This is a genomic window from Stutzerimonas sp. FeSN7, assembly GCF_030263795.1.
GTDB lineage: Bacteria > Pseudomonadota > Gammaproteobacteria > Pseudomonadales > Pseudomonadaceae > Stutzerimonas > Stutzerimonas stutzeri.
Genome location: NZ_JARPMN010000001.1, coordinates 3,437,723 through 3,450,394, shown reverse-complemented (window position 1 = coordinate 3,450,394; position 12,672 = coordinate 3,437,723). Strand labels below are relative to the sequence as shown.

The window sequence follows — 12,672 nt, the reverse complement described above, 5'->3', positions numbered from 1 at the left end:
CAGGCAGAAGCTGATGCTATGCGGCAAGCACGGCTGCGGCAATGCGCGATGGTCAGATGACCGGCCGGGCACCGAAAGTGGGACGGATTATGGCGAAATGCCTGCTCCCTTGCAGGATGCCGTTCGCAGAGCGGGGCACTTCCTGACTCACCGCGATGGGCATGTCGCAGCTGTTAGACTGCTGTGCTGATCGAGAAGGACTCTCCCGTGACTCCAAGCATCTTCTGGTACGACTTCGAAACCACAGGCATATCGCCCAGCCGCGACCGCCCCTTGCAGGTTGCCGGTATCCGCACCAACGAGGCGCTCGAGGAAATCGGCGAGCCGCTGAACATCTACTGTCGACCCGGCGACGACATCCTTCCCCATCCCGCCGCGTGCCTGGTCACGGGAATCACGCCTGCAGTTCTGCAGCAGAAGGGGATGTGCGAGGCCCAGTTCGTTCATCATTTGCATCGGGAATTGTCGACTCCCGGAACCTGCGGCGCCGGCTACAACAGCCTGCGTTTCGACGACGAAGTGACCCGCTACAGCCTGTACCGCAATTTCTACGATCCGTATGCACGCGAATGGCAGGGCGGCAACAGCCGTTGGGACCTGATCGATCTGGTGCGTACCGCCTATGCGCTGCGCCCGGAAGGAATTGGCTGGCCGGAAGACGACGGGCGGGTGACGCTCAAGCTCGAGCGTTTGAGTGCCGCCAATGGGCTGGAACATCTGAACGCCCACGACGCGCTGTCCGATGTGCGCGCCACCATCGGCCTCGCCAGGCTCATTCGTGAGCGGCAGCCGCGTCTGTACGAATATCTCTTCAATCTGCGTCGCAAACATGCGGTGCTCGAGCAGGTCACCCTGCTGGAGCCGCTGGTGCACGTGTCCGGACGCTTCTCGGCTGCCCGGCATTTCCTCTCCGTGGTGCTGCCGCTGGCCTGGCATCCGCGCAACCGCAATGCGCTGATCGTTTGCGATCTGCAAGCCGAGGTGCGGCCGTTATGGCTGGAAAGCGCGGAAACGCTGCGACAGCGGCTCTACACGCGTCGCGACGAGCTGGCCGAGGGCGAGTTACCGGTCCCGCTGAAGCTCGTGCACATCAACAAGTGCCCGGTCCTGGCGCCGCTCAAGGTCTTGCGCGAGGCGGATATCCAGCGTCTGGAGCTGGACTTGCCTGCGTGCCACGAACGTGCTGACGCGCTACGCGAACAGCGCCACGTGTGGAGCCCAAAGCTGGACGAGGTGTACCGCGAAGAGGGGTTCATCGGTGTGGACGATCCGGAACAGCAACTCTATGACGGCTTTCTGGGCGAGCGCGATCGGCGGCTGTGCGATCGGATTCGCGAGATGGCGCCGGCAGAGCTCGCTCGGCAACAGTGCCACTTCGATGATGTACGGTTAGAGGAATTGCTGTTCCGTTATCGCGCGCGCAACTTTCCGGAAGCGTTATCGGCTGAAGAGCGGGTGAGGTGGCAACGGTTCTGCCAACAGCGCCTTAGCGGCGAGATAGCCGGCGCGCCCAATACCCTTGCGCAGTTCGAGGCGGATATACAACAGTTCATGCTCACTGCCACCCCGGCGCAGCAGCAGCTATTGCAGCAGTGGCGTGAATACGGGCGCGCCTTGGGTGAGCGTTACGGGTGCAACTAGCGCGTCCGGCCCGGTTGGCTATCGAAAAAGAGCAGCGGCTGTTACGGGTGGGAAGCGCGCAATAAAAAACGCCGCTTGTCGACGTCGATCAATAACGTCGGGAAGCGGCGTTCTTTATAACCCTGGTATTGCTTAGCCCAGAAGAGTGGCCCAGCTTTCCACGGTGTCGGAGCCCCATTGGGCTTTCCATTCTTTCAGCGTCTTGTGGTTGCCACCTTTGGTTTCAATCACTTCACCGCTGTGCGGGTTCTTGTACTGCTTGACGCGACGTGCGCGCTTGCTGGCGGCCGGCGCTTTCGCCGCACGTGGAGTTTTGCTGTTGCGGGAGGCATCCGGATCGAGCAGGGCGATGATGTCGCGCAGCGACTTCTGGTATTCGCCCATGAGTTCGCGCAGCTTGCCTTCGAACTCCAGTTCCTTTTTCAGTTTGTCATCTTCGGAAAGGGACTTCAGTCGCTCCTGAAGTTCCTTGATGGCCTCTTCAGTGGCGCGATACTCGTTGATCAGTGACATGTGACTTCCTTGGATTAGGTTTGAACGCAAGTGTCAGCAATCATAGTCCTGCGTAATGGGCAAGTAAATATAGATGGATAAAAAAGCGGGGCACTTTTTGTAGGGATATTTCATGCGTACCGAAGGGCCAGCGCGGACAGCTTTCGACAAGCTTAAACAAACGTAATTTCTGTTTTATCGGGCAAGTTTTTTCGATTGTTTCCAAGGCGTGTCCAAATAACCGGACAGCTGAATCGTGCCGGCGGGGTTGCGTGGCTTCTCAATCCAACGCCGGCGTTAACGCGATGGCTGTGCTTTTGTCTGCTGGGATAGAATGCCGCGTTTCCTTCGTGTCGGAGTAACCGTTAATGCGCACTTTCAGGCTGGTGATTGCCTGCCCCGATGGCGTTGGCATTGTTGCCAAGGTCAGTAACTTTCTCGCCACCTACAATGGCTGGATCACGGAAGCCAACCACCATTCCGACCACCAGAGCGGCTGGTTCTTCATGCGCCATGAAATCCGCGCTGATTCGCTTCCGTTCGACCTCGACGGGTTCCGTCAGGCCTTTGCCCCGATTGCCCGCGAGTTTTCCATGGAGTGGCGTATCACCGACTCCGAGCGGCGCAAGCGCGTGGTTCTGATGGCGAGCCGTGAATCGCATTGCCTGGCCGACCTGCTGCATCGCTGGCACAGCGGCGAGCTGGATTGCGACATTCCTTGCGTGATTTCCAACCATGACGATCTGCGCAGCATGGTCGAGTGGCACGGGATTCCATACTTCCATGTCCCCGTCGATCCTGCCAACAAGCAGGAGGCCTTCGCTGAAGTGACGCGCCTGGTGCGCGAACAGCGTGCCGACGTGATAGTGCTGGCGCGCTACATGCAGATTCTGCCTGCCGAACTGTGCGACGAATTCGCCCAGCGGGTGATCAACATCCACCACAGCTTCCTGCCGTCTTTCGTCGGCGCCAAGCCGTATCACCAGGCCTCGCTGCGGGGTGTGAAGCTGATCGGGGCGACCTGTCACTATGTCACCGAGGAGCTCGATGCCGGGCCGATCATCGAGCAGGACGTGGTCCGCGTCAGTCATCGCGACAGCATCGAGGACATGGTTCGCCTCGGCAAGGACGTGGAGAAGATGGTGCTTTCCCGCGGCCTGCGCTATCACTTGGAAGATCGCGTGCTGGTACACAGCAACAAGACCCTCGTGTTCAACTGACAGTCCGGAGGCGCCGTGGCAGATCCTTTCGAGCGTGTCGTGGCCAAGGCGCCGCCGGTCATCGGCAGTGGTTGCACCCAGCGCTACGACCCGGAGGCGTTATCGCCCGAGCAGGGCACGGAATTCGCTGGGGCGGTGGAGTTATGGGCACAGCTGCGCCGTGAGCAGGTGCCGTGCGATTCAGGCAACACCGAAGATGGCGAAAGCGAACCTGAACAGTAGCTGGCGATTGGGAGCTGACGGATGCACGCATTGATTGATCATCTGCTGCTGGGGGCGGACGCCAACGGCGAACCCAGCGTGCAGTCCCTGCGTCTTGCCAATCGGCATGGCCTGATCGCCGGCGCCACCGGCACCGGAAAGACGGTGACCTTGCAACGGCTGGCCGAGCAGTTCAGTGATGCCGGGGTCGCGGTCTTCGCCGCGGACATCAAGGGTGACCTGTGCGGGCTGGGCGCCGCGGGCTCGCCTCAAGGCAAGATCGCCGAGCGGATCGCCAGCATGCCCTGGCTCGATCATCGTCCGCAGGCGTACCCGGTCACCCTGTGGGACGTACATGGTCGTAGCGGCCATCCCTTGCGTACTACGCTGAGCGAAATGGGGCCGCTGCTGCTCGGCAATCTGCTGCAACTGACCGATAGTCAGCAATCGGCGCTCTTTGCGGCCTTCAAGGTGGCGGATCGCGAAGGGCTGTTGCTGCTCGACCTGAAAGACCTCAAGGCGCTGCTCGCCCACCTCAAGGCTGAACCACAGATGCTGGGCGAGGACAGCGCGCTGTTCACCGCGGCCTCGTCGCAGGCCTTGTTGCGGCGCCTGGCGACGCTGGAGCAGCAGGGTGCTGAAGCCTTGTTCGGCGAACCTGCATTGCAGCTCGAAGATATCCTGCAGCCGGCGCCCGACGGACGCGGTGTCATCCATCTGCTCGATGCAAGCACGCTGGTTCACGAGGCGCCCAAGGTTTACGCGACCTTTCTGCTCTGGTTGCTGGCCGAGCTGTTCGAGCAGCTTCCGGAGCGGGGCGACGCCGATAGACCAGTGCTGGCGCTGTTCTTCGACGAGGCGCACCTGTTGTTCGGTGATACGCCAAAAGCACTGCAGGAACGCCTGGTGCAGGTGGTACGGCTGATTCGCTCGAAGGGCGTGGGCGTCTACTTCGTTACGCAGTCTCCGGGCGATCTTCCGGATACGGTGCTGGCTCAGCTGGGCCTGCGCATCCAGCACGGGCTGCGGGCGTTCACGGTCAAGGAGCAGAAGGCGCTGCGCTCGGTGGCGGACGGCTTTCGCGCCAACCCGGAATTCTCGACGCTCGATGTGCTGACCCAGCTTGGAATCGGTGAGGCGCTGGTCGGTGGTCTCGAGGAAAAGGGAACCCCAGCGATGGTGCAGCGCGTCGCGATCGCCCCGCCGCATTCGCGCATTGGTCCGCTGAGCGAACCCGAACGCGCGGCACTTATCGCGCGCTCCGGTCTTGGGCGTCGCTACGACAAGCCCTTCGATCGGGAGTCGGCCTACGAGATGCTGAGTGCCCGGGCAACGCAGAACGTCGAGCAGGAGCGTGAAACTGCAAACAAGCCTCGTCGCGAGACGAACAAGACTGGCAGTGAATTGAGTGATTTAGCTGGCCGTGTAGTGAAGAGTGCGCTAAGCCAGGCCGCGAACCAGTTGGGGCGGCAGTTGGCCAGAGGTTTGCTGGGCTCTTTATTGGGCGGCAAGCGCTGACGGTTTCGTTCCGGCCGCAATTCACGCACTGCGTATGTTCGTACGCTTGAGATGCTGCGGTTAGGCCGGCGGTGTAATCGCGCCGTCACAATCGGCACGCTTCGCCTGTTCCAGCTTTTGAACTTCCTGTTGAAAAACCTGATCGAGCACGGTGGGCTTCTTTCGCCACGGTTTGCGTTCGGGCTCGCGTTCAGCGGCGTAAGTGGTTATTTCACCACCGTAGATATTGGTAAAACGCTGAGCCTGGCGCTCGAGTTCTGCGCGCAGTTCGTCTTTGGTCACGTAATAAAACCTGTGTTGGATGATTTGAATTGAGACGTGGCAGTCAGCAAATGATTGCATGGCCAGTTTGTAACCACTGTTTGCCGACTGCATGGCCAGCATATGCCTGCAAGAAATGAGGTCAATTTAAAAGATTTAAACAATTGCGGAGCAAGCGGCAAAAGCGAGGACTGGTTCGAAAAAAAACGTCATGCCGATCAGTTGCGAAGTATGCCTCGCTATCCTTTACCGGGCCAGGAAAAAGAAAACCCGCCGAAGCGGGTTTTCCTCAATGCACCGAGAACAACTATCGCGCCACTTTGGCCTCGTTGCTCTGTTCGGCGCGTCCGTAAACATCGTCGAAGCGCTCGATATCGTCCTCACCCAGATAGCTGCCGGACTGGACTTCGATGATTTCCAGCGGAATCTTGCCCGGGTTGGCGAGGCGATGCACCGAAGTGATCGGAATATAGGTCGACTGATTCTCGGTGAGCAGGAACGTCTTGTCGTTGCAGGTTACCTGAGCGGTGCCGGATACCACGATCCAGTGCTCGGCACGGTGGTGGTGCATCTGCAGCGAGAGGCTGGCGCCCGGATTCACGCAGATGCGCTTGACCTGGAAGCGACCGCCCATGTCCACCGAGTCGTACCAGCCCCAGGGGCGGTACACGGCGCAGTGGTTCTTGGTCTCGCTGCGCTCCTGGGCATCGAGCTTGCTGACCAGTTTCTTGACGTCCTGCACCTTGTCCTTGTGCGCAACCATCATGGCGTCTTTGGTTTCCACGACCACGATGTCTTCCAGACCCAGCACCGTGACCAGTTTGCCATTGCCGTGGACCAGGCAATTGCGCGAGTCCTCGGCGATCACGTCGCCTTTGAGCACGTTGCCATTCTGGTCCTTCTCGTGCACGTCCCAGATCGACGACCAGGAGCCGACATCGCTCCAGCCGGCGGACATCGGAACCACACAGGCCAACTGAGTCTTTTCCATCACGGCGTAGTCGATGGAGTTGTCCGGGCAGCAGGCGAAGGTGGCCGGATCGATCAGCACTTCGTCGCCGTTTTTCACGCTGCGCTCGAGCGCGACCCAGCAGGTGTCGTAGATGTCCGGGTCGTGCTTCTTCAGTTCATCCAGGAAGACACTGGCGCGGAACAGGAACATGCCGCTGTTCCAGTAATAGTCGCCCGACTCCAGATAGCTCTGGGCGCGCGCTTCGTCCGGCTTCTCGACGAACTGGGCGACGCGCTTGATGCCATCCGGCAGATTGGTATTGGCGTCCTGGCTGCCACGGATGTAGCCGTAGCCGGTTTCGGGACGGGTCGGCGGCACGCCGAAAAGCACCATCTCACCGTTCTCGGCGGCATTGGTGGCCAGCGCCAGGGAGCGCTGGAAGGCTTTCTGGTCTTCGATCACATGGTCAGCCGGCAGGACCAGCAGCAGCTCGTCGCGGCCTTCCTCGATCAGCTTCATCGCGGCGATGCCGATGGCGGGTGCCGTGTTGCGACCGAAAGGCTCGAGCAGCAGGCCCTGGACGCCCAGCTTGCGAGCCGCCAGCTGCTCCTTGACGATGAAGCGATGGTCCTTGTTGCACACCAGCAAAGGCTGCTGCATGCCGTCGAAGGCCAGGCGCTCGACAGTCTGCTGGAACAATGTCTGTTCGCCAGTCAGTGCAAGGAACTGCTTGGGGAACGACTTGCGGGAGAGGGGCCACAGTCGGGAGCCGCTACCACCTGAAAGAATAACCGGGATCATATTGCTTCTCCTGAATCGTTTCGAAGGTCGTTCTACTTGTTCGATGGGGCAGCCCACCTGGCTGCACCGCTCGTTTCGTGTTCATTCGCAAGGGAATCGCCGGAACGAAATCCGCTCTGTCCCGAAGCGCTGCTCCGGGATTGGAAATCTGTATTCATTGGTTTGCTGAGTTACCGGGCCATCGCGCTCAGGCCGTGCGCTATCTGTTGCGCGCTGCCAGTTGATGCGTGCCTGTGGCTGACCAATGACGAGTTGACTGACGCCATCGTCGGGAGTGGTGCGTGGCGTATGTTGCGCGTCCAATAGGGGCGGTGCGTTTGCATGGCCGTAACCCTCTGTTCGTGCCTTGCTCGGCGTTTGTCATGCGAGGTGCCGCGCTGGCACTGCTCGACGCCTCGGCCATTGGCCTGATGCCCGGCAGCATCGCTGCTCGAGGTTGCGCTACCGCCGGGGTCGCGGCGCGACCGGGAACGGAGCGGTTTGCAAGTTTGATTACCCTATGCACGTTCATGTGCGACGTCCCTTTCCACCTGGAATTGTCGGTACGCGCTTATGATTGCCAGCTGTGCTCGATAGTTCCCGCGCCGACTACCGTTGATCGCTGAGTTTTTTCGACGGGTTCTCGGTGTGTGATCGATGGCGGGGTTGGACTCGACGAGCCGCGAGAGGGGCTGGCTGGAATGCAGGAGGGCGGCGTGGGAGATGGATGGCGTGACGTCGCGCCATCCACCGAAGCCGGATTACTGGTCGCTGGCGTCGCGCAGGAAAACCAGGTGATCGGCAGAGGAGTCGTTCGCGCTGTAGCGGTAGCCTTCGTAGTCGAATGCCGACAGCTGATCGGGGGTGCTGATGCGCTCCTTGATGATCCAGCGAGCCATCAGGCCTCGTGCCTTCTTCGCATAGAAGGAGATGATCTTGTACTGGCCGTTCTTCATGTCCTTGAAATCGACATTGATGATGCGCGCATTCAACGCATTGCGTTTGACCGCGCTGAAGTATTCGTTGGACGCCAGGTTGAGCAGCACGTCATCGCCCTGATCGGCGAGCGCTTCGGTCAGCCAGTCGCTGATACGTTCGCCCCAGAAAGCGTATAGATCCTTGCCGCGGGGGTTGGTCAGCTTGGTGCCCATCTCCAGGCGATAGGGCTGCATGAGGTCCAGCGGCCGCAGCAGGCCATAGAGTCCAGAGAGCATGCGCAGGTGCTTCTGCGCGAACAGCAGGTCGTCTTCGGTGAAGTCATCGGCGTTGAGTCCGGTATAGACGTCACCCTTGAACGCGAGCAGCGCCTGCTTGGCGTTGCTCGGGGTGAACGCCGGTGTCCAACTGCCGTAGCGAGCAACGTTCAACGCTGCCAGCTTGTCGGAGAGGTGCATCAGTTCGCTGATCTGCGCCGGCGAGTAGCGACGAAGCAATTCGATCAACTGCTGTGAGTGGTCGAGGTACTGGGGCTGGGTGAAGCGTTCGGTTATCGGGGGTGTGTCGTAATCGAGTGTCTTGGCCGGGGAAATCACCATCAGCATGCAAGGTCTCCTTTCTGATGGCGCGATTGTAGGGGCACGGCCGGCGAGTCTCCAGCTATGGGCGCCATAGCCTCCGGTGTTGACCTTGCCCGTGGGGCAAGGCGCAAGCTAGTGCCAGTCAAGTTAGGAGTTCGTATGTCTGACTGCAATCACGCGCAATGGCAACCGCCACATGATTACCGCCCGCTCGAGCGCCGCTCGGAACGGCGGACATGGGCGGTGGTGATTCTCACCGGTCTGACGATGCTGCTGGAGATCGTCGCCGGTTACTGGTTCAACTCCATGGCATTGCTCGCCGATGGCTGGCACATGGCCTCGCACATGGTCGCCATAGGCCTCGCCGCGCTCGCGTATCTGTTGGCGCGGCGCTATGCGGCGGATCATCGTTTCACGTTCGGCACCTGGAAGATCGAGGTGCTGGCCGGTTTCGCCAGCGCGCTGCTGCTGGTGGTGGTGGCGCTGTTCATGATCGGTGAGTCGTTGCTGCGCTTCTGGGCGCCGGCGGCGATCGGCTTCGATGAGGCGCTGGTGGTTGCGGTCGTCGGCCTGCTGGTGAATCTGTTATCGGCCTGGTTGCTGCGGGACCAGCATGATCACGGCCACGGCCACGGCCACGGCCACGGCCACGGCGATGATGCCCATAGCCATGCTGAGCGGGGTCATGCGCACGCACACGGTGCGCCAGGCAAGGACCTCAACCGCCATGCAGCCTTCATCCATGTGTTGACCGATGCCCTGACCTCGGTGGCGGCCATCATCGCCTTGCTGGGCGGCAAGCTCTTCGGCTGGGGCTGGCTTGACCCGGCGATGGGCATCATCGGCGCCCTGGTGATTCTCGTCTGGGCCCGCGGTCTGTTGCGCGATACGGCCAAGGCGCTGCTGGACCGTGAGATGGATGACCCGCTGGTGGGCAAGGTGCGCGAGGCGCTTGAACGGGTGCCCGACACGGAGGTCACCGACCTGCATCTGTGGCGTGTGGGGCGATCGCAGTACAGCTGCATCCTGAGCGTGGTGACGCATCAGCCCCACACGGCCGACCGCTACAAGGCGGCGCTGCAACCCTTTGCGCAGCTGGTGCACATCACCGCCGAAGTGAATCGCTGCGGCGAAAGCGCGCACCTTGATTCTCGACAATAACGCGCAGGAAAGCCGCGAGCCAAGGCCCTGTGGTCGATTCGTGAAAAAAAGCCGTGTTCAACGGAAAAGTCTTTTGCCTGTCATAAGTTTTACGGTATTACCAAGTTCAGACCGCCGAACCCTGCGACACAGGTGGCGGCTCCTGGGCAGCCCCGAATCCACCGGCTTCCCTCGTCCGCTCACCCCCAATCGCACGGCGGTCACTCTGCGGCGGAGCGCTTATCCGCTTCGCTTCTGACCCTAGAAGAAGGTGATCGGTATGGATGACTACGGCAGATCTCGCGCCACCCAGCCCACGCTCTACGTCCTCGACACGAACGTCCTGATACACGATCCCAACGCCTTGCTGAATTTCCAGGAACACCAGGTCGCCATTCCCATGACCGTGCTGGAGGAGCTCGATCAGCTCAAGACCGGCAAGCACAGCGTGGCGGCCGAGTGCCGCCAGGCGATCCGCCTGATCGACAAGCTGCTGGGCGATGCCACGCCGGAAGAAGTCGAGTTGGGTGTGCCGATCCAACGTGGCAAGAGCGGCCCATCCGGCAGCCTTTCGATCCTGATGAGCAAGGGCGGCGACTCCATCGCACTCCCGGAAGACCTGAACGACAACAAGATCATCAATCAGGTGGTCAGGCTCAGCAAACAGCGGCCCGAGGTCCCCGTGGTGCTGGTGACCAAGGACATCAACATGCGCTTGAAGGCGCGAGCCTGCGGGGTGGCGGCCGAGGATTACCACACCGATCAACTGGTCGACGACATCGGCCAGCTGTCGCGGGGGTATCACAGTGTCAGTGGCTCCTTCTGGGACCGGGTGAGCAAGGTGGAGACCCACCAGGGCCATGGGCGCACCTGGCATCGCGTCCAGCTGATCGACAACCTGCCGGCGGTGCACATCAACGAATTCATCATCGACGAGCAGGGCTTCGTGGGTTGGATCAAGGGCATCAAGGCCGATGAACTGCTGCTGCTCGACCTGCATCAGGAGCCATTGCTGCATCAGGAAGCCTGGGGGTTGCGCCCGCGTGATATCCATCAGGCGCTGGCATTGTTCGCCTTGCTCGATCCGGATATCCATCTGGTCAACCTGTCCGGCGCCGCCGGCTCGGGCAAGACCATTCTGGCGCTGGCGGCGGCCATCGAGCAGACCGTGGTCAGCAAGCGCTACCGGCGCATCATTGCCACCCGCAGCGTGCAGGGGTTGGACGAAGACATCGGCTTCTTGCCCGGCACCGAGGCCGAGAAGATGGAGCCCTGGCTGGGGGCGATCACCGACAATCTCGAAGCGCTGCACATGGACGACGAGAACACCCACGGCAGCATCGATTACATCCTGCAGAAGGTGCCGTTGCAGTTCAAATCGCTGAACTACATCCGCGGCCGTAGCTTCCAGCAGAGCCTGATTCTGATCGACGAGTGCCAGAACCTGACGCCGCACCAGATGAAGACCATCATCACCCGCGCGGGCAACGGCTCGAAGGTGGTCTGTCTCGGCAACCTGGCGCAGATCGATACGCCCTATCTGTCCGCGACCAGCTCAGGGTTGACCTACCTCACCGAACGCTTCAAGGACTTCTCCCACGGCGTGCATATCACCCTGCAGGGTGTGCCGCGCTCGGTACTGGCGGAGTACGCCGAAGCGCACATGTAAGCAGCGGCCTGCAATCAGCGATGCCCGGTCGTACCTCTTATGGGGGCGGGCTCATCGCTGACGGCTGGGGTAGACTCCTGATTTTCAGATCAGGAGCGCCGAATGCTCACCCATCTCGATTCCCAAGGCCGGGCCAGCATGGTCGACGTCACCGACAAGGCCGTGACGGCGCGCGAAGCCGTGGCCGAGGCGCGCGTCCGCATGCTGCCGCAGACGCTTCAGCTGATCCAGCAGGGCGGCCATCCCAAGGGCGACGTGTTCGCCGTCGCACGCATCGCCGGCATCCAGGCGGCAAAGAAAACCCATGAACTGATTCCGCTCTGTCACCCGCTGCTGCTGACCAGCATCAAGGTCGAGCTCCAGGCCGATGGCGAAGACAGCGTCCTGATCCGAGCGGTATGCAAGCTGGCTGGGCAGACGGGCGTGGAAATGGAAGCGCTGACCGCTGCCAGCGTCGCGGCGTTGACCATCTATGACATGTGCAAGGCCGTTGACCGCGGCATGGTGATCGAAGGGGTGCGCCTGCTGGAGAAGCTGGGCGGCAAGAGTGGGCATTGGCAGGTGCAGGCATGATTTCGATTCAGTTCTTTGCCCGTTATCGGGAAACCCTAGGCAGCGATGGCGAGCGCATCCAATGGGATGAATCGTTCGGCAGTGTGGATGATGTACGCCAGTACCTCCTGGCGCGTGGTGGCGTCTGGGAGGTACTCGGCGAGCAGAATCTGATGTGCGCGCGCAATCAGGAGCTGTGTGGCCTCGGTGAAGCCGTTGTCGATGGCGACGAGGTGGCCTTCTTTCCTACCGTGACCGGAGGTTGAGCATGGCGGTTCGTGTTCAACAGGGCTCGTTCGATCCCGGCGCGGAGCTGAACGCGCTGCATGCCGCCAATCTGGGAATCGGCGCGGTCGCCGGCTTCGTCGGCTACGTGCGGGACTTCAATGACGGGCAGGATGTGGCCGGCATGTTTCTCGAGCATGCGCCCGGCATGACGGAAAAAGCGCTGGAGAAGATCGTGCAGGAGGCCGAACAGCGCTGGCCGTTGCTGCGCCTGGATGTACTGCACCGGGTCGGCCCGCTGGAGCCAGGCGAGCCGATCGTGTTCGTCGGGGCCGCGAGTGCACATCGCGACGCCGCCTTCGACGCCTGCCGCTTCGTCATGGACTACCTGAAAACCCGGGCGCCATTCTGGAAGAAGGAAAACACCTCGGCCGGCCCGCGCTGGGTGGAAGGCCGTGCCAGTGATCAGTTGGCGGCCGAGCGTTGGAACGAGAAAAGCTGAGC

Annotated in this window: 13 protein-coding genes; 9 read left to right on the top strand and 4 right to left on the bottom strand. The window is 61.2% G+C overall.

The window, feature by feature from the left end:
* Positions 1–207 precede the first annotated feature (207 nt).
* Positions 208–1,641: an exodeoxyribonuclease I gene (gene sbcB, locus P5703_RS16400; protein WP_013982021.1), complete on the top strand. Its 1,434-nt coding sequence runs from the start codon at positions 208–210 to the stop codon at positions 1,639–1,641.
* Between the two features lie 132 nt (positions 1,642–1,773).
* On the opposite strand, the gene mvaT is transcribed toward sbcB, so the two are convergent.
* Entirely contained in the window at positions 1,774–2,154 is a 381-nt protein-coding gene (gene mvaT, locus P5703_RS16395; RefSeq protein ID WP_014596018.1) for a histone-like nucleoid-structuring protein MvaT, read from the bottom strand.
* A 347-nt stretch (positions 2,155–2,501) separates the two neighbouring features.
* On the opposite strand from mvaT, the gene purU reads away from it, so the two are divergent.
* From purU to P5703_RS16380, 3 genes are read left to right on the top strand one after another with little or no spacing between them, the layout of a single operon-like run.
* Entirely contained in the window at positions 2,502–3,353 is an 852-nt protein-coding gene (purU, locus tag P5703_RS16390) for a formyltetrahydrofolate deformylase (RefSeq protein WP_014596019.1), read from the top strand.
* A gap of 15 nt (positions 3,354–3,368) precedes the next feature.
* Complete coding sequence (locus P5703_RS16385; RefSeq protein WP_011912348.1) at positions 3,369–3,575, top strand: hypothetical protein; 207 nt, start codon at positions 3,369–3,371, stop codon at positions 3,573–3,575.
* A 21-nt stretch (positions 3,576–3,596) separates the two neighbouring features.
* Complete coding sequence (locus P5703_RS16380; protein WP_279639707.1) at positions 3,597–5,072, top strand: helicase HerA-like domain-containing protein; 1,476 nt, start codon at positions 3,597–3,599, stop codon at positions 5,070–5,072.
* Positions 5,073–5,132: 60 nt separating this feature from the next.
* Here the strand turns inward: P5703_RS16380 and P5703_RS16375 are convergent, their stop codons facing one another.
* The 3 genes from P5703_RS16375 to yaaA all read right to left on the bottom strand — a co-directional run bounded on the left by P5703_RS16375 (position 5,133) and on the right by yaaA (position 8,606).
* Positions 5,133–5,354, bottom strand: coding sequence for a hypothetical protein (locus P5703_RS16375; RefSeq protein WP_014596020.1), 222 nt, complete (start codon positions 5,352–5,354; stop codon positions 5,133–5,135).
* Positions 5,355–5,640: 286 nt separating this feature from the next.
* Positions 5,641–7,086 carry a mannose-1-phosphate guanylyltransferase/mannose-6-phosphate isomerase gene (locus tag P5703_RS16370; protein WP_279641613.1) on the bottom strand — a complete coding sequence of 482 codons (1,446 nt, stop codon included), beginning with the start codon at positions 7,084–7,086 and terminating at the stop codon, positions 5,641–5,643.
* A gap of 740 nt (positions 7,087–7,826) precedes the next feature.
* Positions 7,827–8,606 (bottom strand): peroxide stress protein YaaA, encoded by a 780-nt coding sequence (gene yaaA / locus P5703_RS16365; protein ID WP_017244355.1) that lies wholly within the window; start codon positions 8,604–8,606, stop codon positions 7,827–7,829.
* Between the two features lie 135 nt (positions 8,607–8,741).
* Here yaaA and dmeF point away from each other — a divergent pair, with 135 nt between their 5' ends.
* From dmeF to moaE, 5 genes are all read left to right on the top strand, one after another.
* Positions 8,742–9,743 carry a CDF family Co(II)/Ni(II) efflux transporter DmeF gene (gene dmeF / locus P5703_RS16360; RefSeq protein WP_285588187.1) on the top strand — a complete coding sequence of 334 codons (1,002 nt, stop codon included), beginning with the start codon at positions 8,742–8,744 and terminating at the stop codon, positions 9,741–9,743.
* A 259-nt stretch (positions 9,744–10,002) separates the two neighbouring features.
* The gene (locus P5703_RS16355; RefSeq protein ID WP_011912354.1) at positions 10,003–11,391 is read left to right on the top strand and encodes a PhoH family protein; all 1,389 of its coding nucleotides are present in this window, start codon (positions 10,003–10,005) and stop codon (positions 11,389–11,391) included.
* Between the two features lie 102 nt (positions 11,392–11,493).
* Positions 11,494–11,964: a cyclic pyranopterin monophosphate synthase MoaC gene (gene moaC / locus P5703_RS16350; RefSeq protein ID WP_014596023.1), complete on the top strand. Its 471-nt coding sequence runs from the start codon at positions 11,494–11,496 to the stop codon at positions 11,962–11,964.
* Positions 11,961–12,209: a MoaD/ThiS family protein gene (locus P5703_RS16345; RefSeq protein ID WP_017244353.1), complete on the top strand. Its 249-nt coding sequence runs from the start codon at positions 11,961–11,963 to the stop codon at positions 12,207–12,209. Before moaC ends, P5703_RS16345 begins: the two co-directional genes overlap by 4 nt.
* Positions 12,210–12,211: 2 nt before the next feature.
* Positions 12,212–12,670, top strand: a complete 459-nt coding sequence (moaE, locus tag P5703_RS16340) for a molybdopterin synthase catalytic subunit MoaE (RefSeq protein ID WP_017244352.1) — start codon at positions 12,212–12,214, stop codon at positions 12,668–12,670.
* Positions 12,671–12,672 lie beyond the last annotated feature (2 nt).